We start from the raw sequence: 15907 nt of genomic DNA on the forward strand, positions 1-15907 counted from the left end.
ACCTCATTGTTTGAACCATCTAAAATAGGGTTAAAACTCCTCCCACTCTTCAGCTGAGTCTACAAAGTTTTCACCTTTGCTTTTGTTATTAACAAAGCTATTTTCTTGCTTATGCGTTATTTCAGGGGTGCGAATGGTGGGCGATACCACCGCCATATCTTGCTGCCCTAGTGAAAAGAAGTGCAGTAAACGGCGCATTTCATTAGCCTGCTCTGCCATAGATTCACCTGCAGCCGATGCCTCTTCAACCAATGCCGCATTTTGCTGAGTCATTTCATCCATTTGCGATACAGCTTTATTTACTTGCTCAATCCCTGCACTTTGCTCTTCAGAAGCCTGAGTTATATCAGCTATCATTTGTGTCACACGTTTCACCGACACCACAATCTCCTGTAACGTCACACCTGATTCATTTACAAGAGCGCTACCATCAGCAACTTTGCCAACACTATCTCTAATTAACTCTTTAATTTCTTTAGCTGCACCAGCTGAGCGCTGAGCTAAGTTACGCACTTCACCCGCAACAACCGCAAAACCTCGGCCTTGCTCACCTGCTCTTGCAGCTTCTACAGCAGCATTGAGAGCTAGTAGGTTTGTTTGGAATGCTATTTCGTCTATTACACCTATGATGTCAGCAATTTTTTTACTCGATTCATTAATTGCAGACATACTGGTTACGGCCTTATTCACAACCTCGCCACCTTGAACTGCTTTATCACAGGTTTCTTCAGCTAAGTCATTAGCCACCTTGGCATTATCAGCATTTTGACGAACCGTACTGGTCATCTCTTCCATACTAGAAGCCGTCTCCTCTAATGATGATGCTTGCTCCTCTGTGCGCTGACTTAGATCAGCATTACCTTGTGAAATCTCTTCTGCTCCACTGGCCACCAAAGTGGCTGATGTGTTAATTCGATTAATAACCTCAGTTAGCTTATCTGCTGTCGCATTTGCATCTGTTTTCAGTTTTTCAAACGAGCCGTGATACTGTTTTTCGATCCGTTTAGATAAATCACCAGTAGCCATGGCATCAAGCATATTGCCAGTATCAGTTACCGCTTCGTCAACCACTTTAACTAAACTATTAAGACCTTGAGCTAAACGTAGGAAAAAGCCATCCTTTCCTTGCTCAACCACACGGCTATTTAACTCTCCTTTACTTGCGGCACTGACCAGCTGAGCAACCTCTTTTTCTATGGCTACTTCTGCTGTTCTGTCTTCCCATTCAACTACAGTTCCAATTCGCTCATCGTCTGGCGTAATAATTGGGTTAGCAACTAAGCCAAAGGTTCTGCCTCCCACTTTAATTTCAGTGTTGTAGGTATCCGTTAACTTAGCCAACATATTTTGCTGATGGGCTGGATTTTTATGAAAAATATCAATATTTTGATTCAGTAGATTTTTGCTATCAAAGTTAGGTAAATCAATGCGTATATCATTTTGAGCATTGCTCATCATATTTTTCACCGCGTCATTCATATAAACAATCACATTCGATGCATCTGCAATCATAGTGTTTGTTGCTACAGTGTCTAACGCTCGGCGAACACGTAAGTTCTCCTGTGCTCTGGCACGCTCTGCATCGGCCTTAAATACTTCATCAGTAATATCTTGCCACTCAACAATTGTTCCCAAGCGCTCTCCTTCTTCGTTAAACCATGGCGAAGCAATTAAATCAAAAATAAGACCAGCTAATTTAAGTGTCGCTTTATGGGGCGCATCTAATTTTTTTAATAGCTCGCGCTGATGCGCTGGATGTTGATGAAAATCATCAACACATGTGCCGATTAAGTCACTTACAGCAAAGTTAGGTAATACCGATTGCAAATCTCTTTCGCGTGCTTTTAGCATTTGCTTAACTTGTTCGTTGACAAAAATAATGTTTAAGTCATTATCAGCAATCATCACATTCGCTTGGCATACTTTTAGGGCGCTGGCTAAGTCGGCAGTTTTTTTAGAGGTTTTTTCTAGTTCTTTTTGTTCGCTAATGTCCGTTGCGTATTTTATGATTTTTATTAATTTTCCGTCCATATCATAAATGGGATTGTAAGAAGCATTAATCCAAATTTCACGGCCTTGTTTATCAAATCGTAAATACTCACCTCGGTCGTATTCACCTCTACCCAGTTTGGCCCAAAAAGTTTGATAATCCGCACTATTTGCATACTCAGGTGCAACAAATAAACGATGGTGCTTACCCTGTATTTCATCAAGTTGGTAGCCAAACGTGGCTAAAAAGTTCTTGTTGGCATTAATCACTGTGCCATCTAAGTCAAACTCGATTACCGCTTGCGACTTATTTATTGCTGCAACTTGTCCGGCCGCTTCGGCTGCCTTTAATTTTTGCAAAGTGATCTCAGTAGCAAACTTAATCACTTTAATTACTTGCCCCTGAGAGTCTATAACAGGGTTATACGTGGCTTGTATCCATACTTCTTTACCATTTTTTCCAAACCGCTTAAATTCATCTGAAATAAATTCACCCGCGCTCAATCGCTGCCAAAACTGATGGTACTCATCGCTTTCCGCTTCGCTAGGACTAACAAATAAAGAGTGGTGCTGACCTTGAACCTCAGCAAGTGAGTAATCCATTACACGAAGAAAATTAACATTGGCAGTAATTATTCTTCCATTAGGCTCAAATTCAATTATTGCTAATGATTTATGCAATGCATTTATGATCAAATCATTGCTTGATTTAGACTGTTTTGAATTACTAAACCATCCCATGCTTATCACCACCTTTAAGTTATTTACTTTATTTAGTTACTATTACCGCTAAATATCCATGGTTGCTGGCAAATCAATTAGGGCGACCATTTTTTCGCCTACATTGACTAACCCTGCTACATATTCACTCTCATTAGTTTGGGTTAAACTCGGCACAGCTTTAGCATCTTGCTCTGCAATGCTATAAACATCAGCCACTGCATCTACCGTAATACCCATTACTTTACTTTCTTGCTCAAACTCTACTTTTACAATAATCACTACTGTTAATGGCCCATAGGCGATAGTGGGTAAGCCAAACCTTAAGCGTAAATCAATAATGGGCACTATAGTGCCGCGTAAATTAATAACGCCTTTTACATAATCTGGGGCATTTGGCAGTGCGGTTATGTCTTCCCAGCTGCGGATTTCTTGCACCGTTAATATATCTACTCCGTATTCTTCTTCAGCCATAATAAAGGTAAGAAACTGCTTAATCCCCTCTTTGCGCTGCAGCTCAATATTGCTATTTAATGCTATTGATTCAGAGAACATGTATCCTCCAGAGTCGCTGATGGCTCAATACTCAATGCTTGGCTGCCAGGCTTTTTTAACCCTGAAAGCTTAATCAAACCGCTAATATCTAAAATTAACGAAACGCGACCATCACCTAAAATAGTTGCCCCAGAAACTCCGTCCACTTTGTGGTAATTAGCCTCTAAGCTTTTTATAACCACCTGTTGTTGTGAAAGTAAATCATCAACGAGCACTCCTACTTTTTGATTGTCGTTTTCCACCACAACCAATAAGGTCTTATCTAATGATTCAATCGCATCTTGATGGTTAAAAATCTCGTATAAACGCAGAATAGGAATGTATTCATCACGTAATCTGAGGACATCTAGGTCTTTTCCAACACGGCTTACTTTTGCAATATCAATTTGCAGCGATTCTACAATCGAGATCAGTGGAATAATGTAAGTATGCTTGGCTACTTTAACCAATTGCCCATCTAAAATAGCCAAAGTAAGCGGCAGCCGAATAGTAAAGGTAGAACCAATTCCAGCAGCGGATGTCACTTCTACCGAGCCATTTAATGATTGGATATTGCGTTTCACCACGTCCATACCCACACCCCGGCCAGATAAGTCACTTACTTCATCAGCAGTAGAAAACCCTGGCATGAATATAAGTTCGTTAATTTCATCATCTGTTAACTCGCTATCGCTAGCAATAAGTTCGTTGGCAATCGCTTTTTCTTTAATCTTTTGGGTGTTAAGGCCTTGGCCATCGTCCATAATTTCAATGACGATATTTCCTCCCTGATGAAAAGCATTTAATGTAACCTTACCCACAGGATCTTTACCTGCTGCAATACGCTTTTCAACAGTTTCAATACCATGATCCAGTGAGTTTCTTACTAAATGCACCATAGGATCAGATATTTTTTCCATCACAGTTTTATCTAACTCGGTTTGCTCTCCGATCAGCTTTAGCTCCACCTCTTTATTGAGCTTTTGAGCAATATCACGCACCAAACGTGGAAAGCGACTAAACACAAAATTAATTGGCAGCATACGAATACGCATCACGTTTTCTTGTAAGTCTCGAGTATTATGCGCTAGTTGTGCTAATCCCTCTTGAAGCGAGGTTACTGCAGTAGCTGTCATTTCCTGTTCGCTAAGCTGATTTAACATTGCTTGGGTAATAACCAACTCGCCCACCATATTAATTAATGAGTCAACCTTATCGATACCAACTCGAATAGAGGTTGATTCTGGTGCAGCTTTTGCGCTGGGCGCATTGGCAACTGCCTTTGCTTTATTTGCTTTGGGTTGCTCAGCAATTTGGGGAGCTTCCTCCACAACAGCCGATTCGTTAATTACTTCTTCTGATCCGGCTTTAGCATCATTAAATAAGCCACCGCATAGCTCAATTTTAATATCTGCATCATCTTCAACCCATTCAAAAATCTCTTTAATGGCTTGCTCATCTCGCTCAGTGTTTAAGAAAAACCGCCAATATAAAAAGCACTCATCGCTGGATAATTCTTTAATATCAGGTATGGCATCGGTGAATACCTGTACTTCTAACTCACCAAGCTCGGCTAATTCGCTGATCATAAACAAAGGTTCATTACCGGTTTTAAATAGATGAAAATGTGGCTTAAAATCAATCTGGTAAGTATTAACTATAACCTGTTCATGATGTGTTTCTTCACCTTGTTCTTCACCAGCTGGCATACCTAGTAATTTCTCGAACTGCTCTCGTAAAGTATCTGCTTGGGCTAAATCTGGTTCTTCCTGTACCTTTAGCGAACTTAGCAAAGCCCTTAAGCAATCCACTGATTTAAGTAATAAATTAATGTGCTCGCTAGTTATATTGCGCTCACCTTCACGAATTTGATCCAATAATGTTTCTAATACATGGGTAAAATTTGCAATTGAGTTAAATCCAAAAGTAGCACTGCCCCCTTTTATTGAATGAGCAGCTCTAAATATAGTATTAATGGTTTCTAAGTCTTCTTCGCCTGGCACTAAGTTGAGTAATTCAGTCTCCATGATATCGAGGCCTTCAAAACTCTCTTCAAAGAACACTTCAAAAAACTGGCTTAAATCAATACTCACAGTGCACTCCTAAGTTAACGGATTACTTTTTTTAGCACGGCTAATAGCTGATCTGGATTAAAAGGTTTTACAATCCATCCTGTTGCCCCTGCAGCTTTACCTTCTACTTTTTTATCCATCCCCGACTCTGTAGTTAACATAAGCAGCGGTGTAAACTTGTAATCTGGTAGCCCTCTTAGCTCTCTAATAAGCGTGATCCCATCCATAATTGGCATGTTTACATCAGAAATAACTGCATCAAAACCTTGTTGCTTGGCAATGGCTAATGCCTCGCTGCCATCTTTGGCTTCGGTAACATCAAACCCTGCTGTTTTTAACGTAAAGCTCACCATTTGGCGCATTGATGCAGAATCATCGACAGCTAAAATTCTTTTCATATAAACCTCTAGTTAGTACTTTCTGAAGCTAAATATTCACTTAAACCGAGTTGTTCAATGACATTTTTTAATGCGTCACTGCTGCCAACCCAGGCAATTTTTTGATTAATAGTAAGAAGGTGTTTTTGTAGGGCACAAAGAAGTTGAACCGAGGCGGTATCAGCAGACATAACATCGCTAATATCCAGACAAATATCTCGGCTGTTATTAAGTTCGCTTAATAAATCTTGATGTAAAACGTCAACTTGAACAATTGAAAGTTCATTTGGTAGTTTAAGCATTTTTAAGCTTTTCCTTATCAACTCGATCCATACCAAAAGCTTAGACCGAGATAATGAAAACGCCATAAAAACGACTAAAAAATAACTAATTAATTAAAATTAGCTGTTAAAAAACGTAAAAAGGGGCACAAAGCCCCTCTAAAATCGTTAAGTCATTAAAAGCTAGTTTTTGTAAAAATCTGCAATTTCAATAAATTCTGCCGTTAATTTTGTAGTATTAACCAAAGGCACATCTCCTTGTTTAAATTCAGGCTTAAAAATAGCTCTTAGTGCGCCACTGCCATCAACAAGTGCAACCGATGCACTATGATCCACCGCGTAGTCAGATTCATCACTATCACTAATTGCATAAATTAATCCCAACTCACGTACAAATGGAAATAGGTCTTTATGCTCCCCAGATACAGCTAAAAAGTCAGGGTTAAAATAATCTATGTACTCTTTACGCCTTTGAGCAATATCTCGTTTAGGATCAACAGATATAAACCACACCTGCAGGGGATAATTAGCTTGTAAGTTTTTATAGACATTGTTGAGCTTAGCAAGCGTCATTGGACAAATATCAGGGCAGCTTGTGTAGCCTAGAAAAACTAAGTTCCATTGACCCAAAAACTGCTGTTTGGTTACTAACTCCCCCTGTTGATCATTCAACGAAAAATCAGATAACGGTTTTGCTGTTTCGTACACTAATGCATCAAGATCCTGTAAACTTTTTTTATCACCACATGCCGATAAAAAAAGCACCGAAAAAACAATTAACCCACACCATAACTGCTTCATATAACTAGCCATTTATCTATAAATAAGATAACAAAGAGTATCATTAAATGAACAATCGAAAAACGAAATAAATCCATTGCGGTGTCTTCTTTAGCGGCAAATTTTAAGTTAATTGCTTTGTATATAAATACCACATTGAGGATACATGCCCCGCTTAAATAAATAAGCCCCGACATACCTATCAAATAAGGGAGTACGCACACAATGGCTAATAGCACTGAGTATGCGAGCACACAGGTTTTACAAAATTCGATTCCATGGGTCACAGGTAACATAGGGATTTTAGCGCGTTCGTAATCACTTTTACGCGCGATTGCTAACGCCCAAAAATGCGGAGGAGTCCATGTGAATATAATCATAACCAACAACCAAGGAGCGGCTGCCATTTGATTGGTTTCAGACACCCAACCAAGTAAAGGTGGCATGGCGCCAGCCAAACCACCAATCACTATATTTTGTGGCGTGGCGCGTTTTAAAAACGACGTATAAATAAATGCGTAACCAACAAGTGCAAATAAGGTAAGTATGGCAGTGAGTGTATTTGCCCACAACATCAACATAATAAACCCTGCCACGCCAATAACAGCAGCAAAACTCAATGCGTGTAATTTACTTAAGCGCCCTTTGGCGACTGGGCGGTGGCGTGTACGTGCCATTTTACTATCAATTTCACTATCAACCACATGATTGATAACGGCAGCTGCCGCAGAGAGTAAACCAATCCCTAATAAACTTATGAACTGAACCCCAACACCTCTGCCAACGTCAGGGGCGAGGGCTAAGCCCACCCATGCCGTTAACACCAGCATAGCCACTACTTTAAATTTACTGATTGCCAAATAATCTTGGATTAAATGATAACTTTTAGTCAATAACGATGGGCTATAAACGGGCTGCATTGCTTTTTTGTTAATTGTAAGTGCCATAACGATTCCCCTTTAAGTACGTACTTTTAGGTAATAACATAACCTAACCATAGTTAATAACAGTATGGCAGCCATTAAATTATGCGCCAGCGCAACACTAATTGGGAAGTGAAAGTACACAACTGCTAACCCCAACGCTATCTGGCAAAATAACGCTACCAATACACTCACTGTGCAGCTTTTAATTTTTTGTGAATAGGCATGGCTATATATACGCCACATAACAAGTGCCAACACAATACAAGTGACCAGTGCCCACATACGATGCAGTAAATGAATAGACATACGCGCTTGTTGTGACAACACGCCAAACTCATAATTACTGTGCTCTAACGGTAGCTGAAAAACACTACTGAGCGAAAATGGCTGAGCATAACTACATAGCGGCAAACCATTACAATGTGGCGCGGCATAATTAGCCGCTAACCAGCCACCTAAGGCGATTTGTAAAATAAGTACCGTGAGCGCCACCAAGCTTAGTTTAAAGTGAGGTTTTGCACCTGCGTCCCCACCCGTAATAGGCTGACTGGTCAGCCTTAAGTACAACAACGTTAATAACGCCAAAATGCTAAACCCTCCGAGTAAATGCCCCATCACAATTAACGGCTGCAGGTTCATAGTCACCGTCCACATACCTAGCGCGGCCTGAAAAATAACAAGCAAAAGCAGTAGCATCGGTAATTTTACAGGCGTAGTTGGATACTGGCGTTTTACAAAAGCCAAAATAAACAACACTAAAATTAATACTCCGAGCGTGCCAGCAAAATAGCGATGAATCATTTCTTTCCATGCTTTTGCTGTTTCAAATATCATATCGGGGTAGCTTTGAATCGCATGCGCAATCTCAGCTTCATGTTTTGGTACGGTTAAAAAGCCATAACAACCAGGCCAATCGGGGCAACCAAGCCCTGCGTCACTTAAGCGTGTATATGCGCCTAGAGCTACCACAATTAGTGCGAATAAACTCGTTGCTAATACCAAATTTTTATAATTTTTATACATAGCAGCCTCTACTTAGCTTGATCGAGAGTAATTAAGTAATTTTTTTAGATCTTTCAATAACCCCTTTTGTATCAAACGGTTTTCTTGTGGTTGAGGGTTAAATGGATATTCCAACACAATCAGTCCCATATGGTCGATTAAATACAAACTCGCGGGTTTTAACTGCTGTTGTTCAGCAATCATATGCCAATGCGGCTTCGCAGCTTTGGGTCTCCCCATTATCGCCATATCTACTTTGTGTTGATTTTTGCCAAGGGCAACATATAAATTATCTAAAGCGGCGAGCTGCTCTGAGCAAGACTCTTCGCATTGTGCTGAATAATTTAAAGCAATAGTCCATTGTTTTGGATTATGCTGCTGCCAATTGTCTAGCTTAATTTCACGCTCTAAAAATTCACCGTGGTTAGTAATTGCTGTAGGTAGCCAATCAAGTTTTAACGCGCTGTAAGCCAGCACTAAAGGGATAGCGCAGCATACAACAAAGAGCAACAGGGGTTTATTTTTCATTATCTATCCTCTTCTTGCTTGCAAAAATAGCAACTACCACACAGGCAATCGCAATTAAAAACCACTGCACTGAGTAGGCATAGTGTTTTTCTGGACTCATCACAACAGCTTCATAATGGGGAGCAGCAATCTCATCTTCACCGCCTTGGCGATAGGCCATAAAATCCACTAAAGTTCGCTGAGATTGGCTACTGAGTGATTGCAGATCAATGATTTGAATTCGTTTAGCTAAATCTGACTGAGTATTGCTATTAGCTAAGGTAAAGCCACTTAAATTATCTTCTTTAATTTGTGCCGTTAACGTAAATTTACCACTAGGTATTGTCACGTTTGGTAGGATTTCTCTTGAGCGGCCAGCTTTTACCCAACCTAAATTAACTAATAAAAAGCGCGACTCATCAGGTAATTTTAATAATGTCAGTAAGTCGTAACCAACCTGACCATTATAAATTTGGTTATCGAGCAGCCAATAATTATTGGTATCAAAATAACCACTCAACGAAACTAATACCCCGGTTTTATTCCACTCTTTTGGCAGTTGTTGCAACTGTGCCCAGCTCATAACTCCTTGCTGTTGAATATTTTCAATGGCATTAAGCTGTTGTTGCTTTTGATCTGCGCGCTGTAATTGCCAAAACCCTAAACGCATACAAACTAATACCACAATAACAACCAGGCAAACTGTGATTATTGAGCTAAGCTTTTGTTTGTTAAATACAACTAACTGCATAGGGTAAATCCAGTGATTATTAAAATTATTATTGTTCTACTGTTATTATTTATATTGTTTAATTTATTTCGTGCTTTATTTATTATGGTGTCGGGAAAAACCAATGGACGCCCCATGTCTCACTTTTTAGGGCGTCGGGTGTTATTTTCTGTTGTGGTATTAGTGATGGTAATTGCCGCACTAAAGCTCGGTTTAATTACGGCAAATCAATCACCTTTGCCCACTACAGTACATATACAAAAACAAACAAACATAGCCAAACAACATCAACAAAATGCCAGTACCACGCCGCAGCTTGAAACGCGAAGTGCTTATTTTTTGTAAAGTGGCCTTTTAAAATCCGTAGGAAAACGATTAATAAAATAATGGTACCTAAGGTGACATGCATACCGTGAAAACCGGTTAGCAAAAAGAAGGTATTACCGTAAATTCCCGCATCAAGGGTTAAATTAAGGTCATTATAAGCATAAATATATTCTTCTACTTGGAGCCCTAAAAAGCATACTCCCAGCAAAATAGTTACGCCTAAAAACACCTTAAGTGGAGTACGTTTGTTATTTTCCATCGCTACATGAGCAAAATGCAGAGTTACCGACGACGCTAATAAAATAAGGGTATTTATCAGTGGTAACCCTTGCCAGCCCATTGCTTGCGTCGTGGTGCCCCCAGGGGTATTTAACAATGGCCACACAGCCTCAAAAGTAGGCCATAACACTTCGTTAGTCATGGCGTTATTATCGGCGCCTCCAAGCCAAGGTACAGAGAACATGCGAGCATAAAAAAGGGCGCCAAAAAAGGCCATAAAAAACATGACTTCTGAAAAAATAAACCAGCTCATACCTTGCCTGAATGAGCGATCCATTTGGGCAGAATATAAACCTTGATGCGACTCTTCAATCACATTTTTAAACCAGCTAAACAGCATATAAAGCAATACGGCAATACCCACATACAGTATGTAAATACCACTGCCTCCCTCTTTACCCATATCCATAACTGTTAAGGCTGCCCCTACCGCAATAAAAAATAGCGCCACTGCGCCAACTATTGGCCATGGGCTTTGATCAGGTACATAATAATGTTCATATTTTTGATTCATTTCATTTGCTCCTAGTTTTTCACTAGTTTTATAAGCTAGTTATTACTGGCTACTAACTTCTCGCTAATATCAAATACGGTATAAGACAGAGTTAACTCCTCCACATCACTGGGTAACTCAGTATCAACATAAAAAAGTAATTTAAACTCTAACTCCTCGCCAGCCTTCAAAGGTTGCTGGTCAAAGCAAAAACACGCTATTTTGTGTAAATATTTAGCTGCTTTGCCCGGTGCTACCGAGGGGATAGCCTGCATCACTTTGTCTTCATTACTGTTGTTTTTAGCGCTAAACATAACCTCACGCATGGCCCCTGGTTTTACATCTACACTGTATTCTTTAGATTTAACCTCAAAAGGCGCACCACTTTGGGCATGGGTGGTAAAACTAACGCTGACTTCTCTATTCTCAGTAACCAAGGTACTTTGCTGTGCTTGTTCTAGCGAGGGCTTACCATTAAGCCCGGTTATATCGCAAAACACGTCATATATAGGTACCATGGCAAATGCAAAAGCAAACATTGCAATGCAAATAACCACCAGCTTTTTTAATAACGGCAAGTGAGTCATTATTTAATGTCCGGCGGCGTTGAGAACGTATGATATGGCGCTGGTGAATCAACGTCCCATTCAAGCCCTTCTGCCCCATCCCAAACTTTTGCAGGCACTTTATCGCCCCCTTTTGCACATTTATACACAACAACAACGAACAGTAATTGCGATAAACCAAAGGCAAACCCACCTATACTAATAATGGCGTTAAAGTCAGCAAACTGCAGTGCATAATCTGGAATTCGACGTGGCATACCAGCTAACCCCACAAAATGCATTGGGAAAAACAGCACATTTACACTTACCAAGGACAACCAAAAATGCCATTTTGCCAAAGTAATATTGAACATATTTCCGGTCCATTTTGGCAACCAATAATAAGCCCCCGCCATAATAGAAAATACCGCGCCCGTCACCAGCACATAATGGAAGTGTGCAACTACAAAGTAGGTGTCGTGGTATTGAAAATCAGCAGGTGTGATCGCCAACATCAATCCCGAAAAACCACCTAAAGTAAACAGCACAATAAATGCGATACTAAACAGCATCGGCACTTCAAAGCTAATAGAGCCACGCCACATAGTTGCTACCCAGTTAAATACTTTTACGCCGGTAGGTACCGATATCAACATAGTCGCGTACATAAAAAACAACTCACCCGCCACGGGCATACCTGTGGTAAACATATGATGCGCCCACACAATAAAGCTCAACAAGGCAATCGAAGAAGTGGCGTACACCATAGAGGCATAACCAAATAGTTTTTTACGTGAAAAAGTAGGAACAATCGTAGAGATAATGCCAAAGGCAGGCAAAATCATAATATAAACTTCAGGATGACCAAAAAACCAAAATATATGCTGGAACATTACCGGATCGCCACCACCAGCGGCGTCAAAGAAGCTGGTCGCAAAGTATTTATCGGTGAGTACCATAGTAACTGCACCAGCAAGTACCGGCATTACTGCAATAAGTAAAAAAGCCGTGATCAGCCATGTCCACACAAATAACGGCAGTTTCATCCATGTCATACCCGGAGCACGCATATTCACTATGGTGACCACCACATTAATGGCACCCATAATCGAACTGATACCCATTATATGTACCGCAAATACAAACATTGCTGTGTTGTCGTTACTATAAGTGGTGGAAAGCGGAGCGTAAAAGGTCCACCCAAATGCAGGACCGCCACCAGGCATAAACAGTGACGCTAACAAAATCAAAAACGCAAATGGTAAAATCCAGAAGCTCCAGTTGTTCATTCTCGGTAATGCCATATCTGGCGCACCAATCATTAACGGAATCATCCAGTTTGCCAATCCAGTAAATGCAGGCATTACTGCACCAAACACCATGATTAAACCGTGCACTGTGGTCATTTGATTAAAAAAGTGAGGATCAACCAATTGTAAACCCGGCTGAAATAACTCAGCCCGAATAACCATGGCCATTGCTCCACCAATCAAAAACATGGTGAGAGAAAAAATTAAATATAAGCTTCCGATATCTTTATGGTTGGTTGTAAATAACCAGCGCTTAAAGCCTGTTGAAGGTTGATGGCCATGATGAGCCTCATTGGAATTAGGTTGTTCTGCAATGCTACTCATTATTTAGCCTCCCCATCAGCATCCAGTGCCGCTTGTATTTCGCTTGGTTGAATTACCTCTCCGGTGTCATTACCCCATGCGTTACGCTTATAAGTAATAACGGCTGCTATCTGCTTAATAGATAATTGCTTTGCGAAAGACTGCATCGCTGTACCTGGTTTACCATGAAGTAAGATATCGATATGACCTTTGATATCACCTATAACTATTGGGCTGCCTTTAAGTGCTGGAAAAACACCCGGCAAACCTAAACCTGTAGGTTGATGACACGCTGCACAGCTCGCCATATAAACTTGCTCACCAAGAGCCATCAGCTCCTCTTTTGGTACCACTTGATCTAATAACGCAGCGTCTGCTTCAGCCGCTTTTTGTTTAGCTTGTTTAGCTTCTGCCAACCACGTTTTGAAGTCTTCTTCTGTTTTTGCTTCTACCACAACAGGCATGAAGCCATGATCTTTACCACACAGCTCTGCACACTGCCCGCGGTAAGTACCTACTTCATTAATATTGGTCCATGTTTCGTTAATAAACCCAGGGTTTGCATCTTTTTTAACTGCAAAATCAGGTACCCACCATGAGTGAATTACATCATCTGAAGTCATTAAAAAACGAACTTTTTGGTTAATCGGTAGCACTAGTGGCTTATCTACTTCGAGTAAATAATTCGGGTTTTTATCGGCAAGATTCGTTATTTCATTTTGAGGAGTCGCTAACATTGAATAAAACTCAACGTCCTCCCCCATATACTCGTAATGCCACTTCCACTGTGATCCAGTAATTTTTATGGTGATATCAGCTTTGCTGGCATCCTCCATCGCAATTAACGTTTTAGTCGCAGGAATGGCCATAACAATTAAGATGACAAAAGGAATGGCAGTCCAGAGTATTTCTACTTTGGTACTTTCATGAAACTGGGCAGGGACAGCCCCTTTAGACTTGCGATGATGGATGAGTGCCCAAAACATAATGGCAAACACGATCACCCCAATCACACAACATATTAAAAATATGGTCATGTGCAGTTGGTATACATTATTACTTATATCAGTTACGCCTTTACGCATATTATATTGGCTATTAGCAAGCACATTTTGCGAAAAAACTAACAATATAAGCCACAAGGAAGAACTCAGCTTACCCATGTGACGGCTCCTTTGATGCTATTGCTGACGCAAAGCGAAGAGGCATACGGCTTAAACGCCCATTCGTTATTTTTATTTTTTATAAGGGTGCTGGAGTTACTAAATGTGTGTGCTCAAAACGACTAGGCTGTGAGTTATTTTTATTCCAGCTCTTTAATAACTAGTTAAAAAATAAACAATAAGCAAGGTGAGTATGAAAAATAAACAAGAGGTTACTTAAAAAAGTGCAGCAAAGAAAATAGCAATTAATGAGGTAATTAATCCCAAAGTCAGGGTTAGTAAGGGGTAGCTTGAATAACAGCGGAAAAAATATAAAATTTTATGATTTAAAAATAACTAGGGTCTGTTGACCTTTGCGGATTAAAATTTGTTCAAACTAGGGGCGGTTTAATCGCGGCGCGAGGTTTGTAACCTAGTGGGCTAAGTCAAAACCGAGCAACAAAGAGTAAATCGCCCCTAGGCAGAATCCTTCGGGCAGCGCCTGTTTGGCATTGATGCTGCGTTATCGCCTATTTATGGGGAATAACCACACCACATAGGCTCTGTCTTGCCTAAATACCAAACAGACTGCTGCAAATTCAACCTTGAAAGGTCAACAGACCCTAAAATAAATTTGTTTGTTTATAACAATATTTAGCGATTTTTAAAAATAACAAAAAGCGATTCACAAGCAATATCGTACAAAAATAATGCATGTAAAAACAGCGCCTAATCAATATTAAGCGCTAGGTTATGCTTAACTATCACATCCAATCAGCGTTACGAATAACACCCACCGCTAAACCTTCAATATTGAAAGATTCATTTTCCAAATCAACTTCAATGGCTGAAAACTCGTCATTTTCAGCATGCAGTAATACTTTTCTGCCGGCTTTTTCTAGACGTTTAACCGTAACATCATCATCCACTCGAGCAACAACAACCTGACCATTTTCAGCTACTTGAGTTTTATGTACAGCGAGTAAGTCGCCATCCATAATGCCAATATCTTTCATGCTCATGCCGTTAACGCGCAGTAAAAAATCAGCCGCAGGTTTAAACATTAAAGGGTCAATTTTACAGTGGCTTTCTACATGCTGTTGCGCCAATATTGGCTCACCCGCAGCAACTCGACCAATTAAAGGTAAGCCCAGTTGCTCTGGCTCTTCTTCTTCAACAAGCTGAATGCCCCGACTCGCGCCCGGCTTCATTTTAATCACACCTTTTTTAGCCAGTGCTTTTAAATGTTCTTCTGCAGCATTCGCACTTTTAAAACCCAGTGTTTGTGCAATTTCGGCACGTGTAGGAGGCATACCAGTATCTTTAATAAACACTTTGATAAGTTCGAGTATTTGCGCTTGGCGTTTCGTTAATGGTCGCATACAACTGGTTTTCCATACAGTACAATTAACTGTGAGTATATACAGTTATTTTAAAATCGCAAATATAAATTAAGTTAGCTCCACTGATAATAATTAGCTTATCGCACTAAGAATATAACCCGCTCTTAACTACTTAAAATTATTTTTGCACTGATTAAAGCAACCCATCAACAGTAAAAATAAAAAATGTATCTTAAAATTTACAACA

The 15907-nt window shown here is 40.1% G+C and carries 16 protein-coding genes; 1 reads left to right on the forward strand and 15 read right to left on the reverse strand.

Annotation, left to right across the window (positions count from 1 at the left end; all coding sequences use genetic code 11):
• Positions 1 to 30 precede the first annotated feature (30 nt).
• The 10 genes from FLM54_RS14680 to FLM54_RS14725 form a co-directional block, all read right to left on the reverse strand.
• Positions 31 to 2730: a methyl-accepting chemotaxis protein gene (locus tag FLM54_RS14680; protein WP_178956737.1), complete on the reverse strand. Its 2700-nt coding sequence runs from the start codon at positions 2728 to 2730 to the stop codon at positions 31 to 33.
• A gap of 48 nt (positions 2731 to 2778) precedes the next feature.
• Positions 2779 to 3264 (reverse strand): chemotaxis protein CheW, encoded by a 486-nt coding sequence (locus FLM54_RS14685; protein WP_138608347.1) that lies wholly within the window; start codon positions 3262 to 3264, stop codon positions 2779 to 2781.
• Positions 3246 to 5336: a chemotaxis protein CheA gene (locus FLM54_RS14690; protein WP_178956738.1), complete on the reverse strand. Its 2091-nt coding sequence runs from the start codon at positions 5334 to 5336 to the stop codon at positions 3246 to 3248. Before FLM54_RS14690 ends, FLM54_RS14685 begins: the two co-directional genes overlap by 19 nt.
• Before the next feature lie 14 nt (positions 5337 to 5350).
• Positions 5351 to 5713: a response regulator gene (locus tag FLM54_RS14695; RefSeq protein ID WP_008115349.1), complete on the reverse strand. Its 363-nt coding sequence runs from the start codon at positions 5711 to 5713 to the stop codon at positions 5351 to 5353.
• An 8-nt stretch (positions 5714 to 5721) separates the two neighbouring features.
• Positions 5722 to 5994 (reverse strand): lipid asymmetry maintenance protein MlaB, encoded by a 273-nt coding sequence (locus FLM54_RS14700; RefSeq protein WP_138608351.1) that lies wholly within the window; start codon positions 5992 to 5994, stop codon positions 5722 to 5724.
• Positions 5995 to 6156: 162 nt separating this feature from the next.
• Complete coding sequence (locus FLM54_RS14705; RefSeq protein WP_178956739.1) at positions 6157 to 6774, reverse strand: SCO family protein; 618 nt, start codon at positions 6772 to 6774, stop codon at positions 6157 to 6159.
• Positions 6771 to 7700, reverse strand: coding sequence for a heme o synthase (gene cyoE, locus FLM54_RS14710; protein WP_178956740.1), 930 nt, complete (start codon positions 7698 to 7700; stop codon positions 6771 to 6773). The genes FLM54_RS14705 and cyoE overlap by 4 nt, the downstream gene beginning before the upstream one ends.
• 12 nt (positions 7701 to 7712) lie before the next feature.
• Positions 7713 to 8702 carry a COX15/CtaA family protein gene (locus FLM54_RS14715; protein WP_131691802.1) on the reverse strand — a complete coding sequence of 330 codons (990 nt, stop codon included), beginning with the start codon at positions 8700 to 8702 and terminating at the stop codon, positions 7713 to 7715.
• A 12-nt stretch (positions 8703 to 8714) separates the two neighbouring features.
• The gene (locus tag FLM54_RS14720) at positions 8715 to 9209 is read right to left on the reverse strand and encodes a transmembrane cytochrome oxidase associated protein (protein ID WP_178956741.1); all 495 of its coding nucleotides are present in this window, start codon (positions 9207 to 9209) and stop codon (positions 8715 to 8717) included.
• Positions 9199 to 9939, reverse strand: coding sequence for an SURF1 family protein (locus FLM54_RS14725; RefSeq protein WP_178956742.1), 741 nt, complete (start codon positions 9937 to 9939; stop codon positions 9199 to 9201). The genes FLM54_RS14720 and FLM54_RS14725 overlap by 11 nt, the downstream gene beginning before the upstream one ends.
• A 12-nt stretch (positions 9940 to 9951) precedes the next feature.
• Between FLM54_RS14725 and FLM54_RS18945 the strand changes: the two genes are divergently transcribed.
• On the forward strand, positions 9952 to 10263 hold the full coding sequence (locus FLM54_RS18945; RefSeq protein WP_024602178.1) for a DUF2909 domain-containing protein: 312 nt from the start codon (positions 9952 to 9954) through the stop codon (positions 10261 to 10263).
• On the opposite strand, the gene FLM54_RS14735 is transcribed toward FLM54_RS18945, so the two are convergent.
• The 5 genes from FLM54_RS14735 to lexA all read right to left on the reverse strand — a co-directional run bounded on the left by FLM54_RS14735 (position 10163) and on the right by lexA (position 15699).
• Entirely contained in the window at positions 10163 to 11038 is an 876-nt protein-coding gene (locus FLM54_RS14735) for a cytochrome c oxidase subunit 3 (RefSeq protein WP_008465600.1), read from the reverse strand. The genes FLM54_RS18945 and FLM54_RS14735 overlap by 101 nt on opposite strands.
• Positions 11039 to 11073: 35 nt before the next feature.
• Positions 11074 to 11604, reverse strand: a complete 531-nt coding sequence (locus FLM54_RS14740) for a cytochrome c oxidase assembly protein (RefSeq protein WP_010392384.1) — start codon at positions 11602 to 11604, stop codon at positions 11074 to 11076.
• Positions 11604 to 13196 (reverse strand): cytochrome c oxidase subunit I, encoded by a 1593-nt coding sequence (gene ctaD / locus FLM54_RS14745; protein WP_178956743.1) that lies wholly within the window; start codon positions 13194 to 13196, stop codon positions 11604 to 11606. Before ctaD ends, FLM54_RS14740 begins: the two co-directional genes overlap by 1 nt.
• Positions 13196 to 14338 (reverse strand): cytochrome c oxidase subunit II, encoded by a 1143-nt coding sequence (gene coxB, locus FLM54_RS14750; RefSeq protein ID WP_054202822.1) that lies wholly within the window; start codon positions 14336 to 14338, stop codon positions 13196 to 13198. Before coxB ends, ctaD begins: the two co-directional genes overlap by 1 nt.
• A 743-nt stretch (positions 14339 to 15081) precedes the next feature.
• On the reverse strand, positions 15082 to 15699 hold the full coding sequence (gene lexA, locus FLM54_RS14755) for a transcriptional repressor LexA (protein WP_010392379.1): 618 nt from the start codon (positions 15697 to 15699) through the stop codon (positions 15082 to 15084).
• Between the last annotated feature and the right edge of the window lie 208 nt (positions 15700 to 15907).

It is taken from the genome of Pseudoalteromonas sp. Scap25, assembly GCF_013394125.1.
Taxonomy (GTDB): domain Bacteria; phylum Pseudomonadota; class Gammaproteobacteria; order Enterobacterales; family Alteromonadaceae; genus Pseudoalteromonas.

What these genes read in the sequence shown, in the direction of transcription:
- FLM54_RS14680 (WP_178956737.1), bottom strand. Translation starts at nt 2,730, where the DNA reads ATGGGATGGTTTAGTAATTCAAAACAGTCTAAATCAAGCAATGATTTG.
- FLM54_RS14685 (WP_138608347.1), bottom strand. Translation starts at nt 3,264, where the DNA reads ATGTTCTCTGAATCAATAGCATTAAATAGCAATATTGAGCTGCAGCGC.
- FLM54_RS14695 (WP_008115349.1), bottom strand. Translation starts at nt 5,713, where the DNA reads ATGAAAAGAATTTTAGCTGTCGATGATTCTGCATCAATGCGCCAAATG.
- FLM54_RS14700 (WP_138608351.1), bottom strand. Translation starts at nt 5,994, where the DNA reads ATGCTTAAACTACCAAATGAACTTTCAATTGTTCAAGTTGACGTTTTA.
- FLM54_RS14705 (WP_178956739.1), bottom strand. Translation starts at nt 6,774, where the DNA reads ATGAAGCAGTTATGGTGTGGGTTAATTGTTTTTTCGGTGCTTTTTTTA.
- cyoE (WP_178956740.1), bottom strand. Translation starts at nt 7,700, where the DNA reads ATGGCACTTACAATTAACAAAAAAGCAATGCAGCCCGTTTATAGCCCA.
- FLM54_RS14715 (WP_131691802.1), bottom strand. Translation starts at nt 8,702, where the DNA reads ATGTATAAAAATTATAAAAATTTGGTATTAGCAACGAGTTTATTCGCA.
- FLM54_RS14720 (WP_178956741.1), bottom strand. Translation starts at nt 9,209, where the DNA reads ATGAAAAATAAACCCCTGTTGCTCTTTGTTGTATGCTGCGCTATCCCT.
- FLM54_RS14725 (WP_178956742.1), bottom strand. Translation starts at nt 9,939, where the DNA reads ATGCAGTTAGTTGTATTTAACAAACAAAAGCTTAGCTCAATAATCACA.
- FLM54_RS14735 (WP_008465600.1), bottom strand. Translation starts at nt 11,038, where the DNA reads ATGAATCAAAAATATGAACATTATTATGTACCTGATCAAAGCCCATGG.
- FLM54_RS14740 (WP_010392384.1), bottom strand. Translation starts at nt 11,604, where the DNA reads ATGACTCACTTGCCGTTATTAAAAAAGCTGGTGGTTATTTGCATTGCA.
- ctaD (WP_178956743.1), bottom strand. Translation starts at nt 13,196, where the DNA reads ATGAGTAGCATTGCAGAACAACCTAATTCCAATGAGGCTCATCATGGC.
- coxB (WP_054202822.1), bottom strand. Translation starts at nt 14,338, where the DNA reads ATGGGTAAGCTGAGTTCTTCCTTGTGGCTTATATTGTTAGTTTTTTCG.
- lexA (WP_010392379.1), bottom strand. Translation starts at nt 15,699, where the DNA reads ATGCGACCATTAACGAAACGCCAAGCGCAAATACTCGAACTTATCAAA.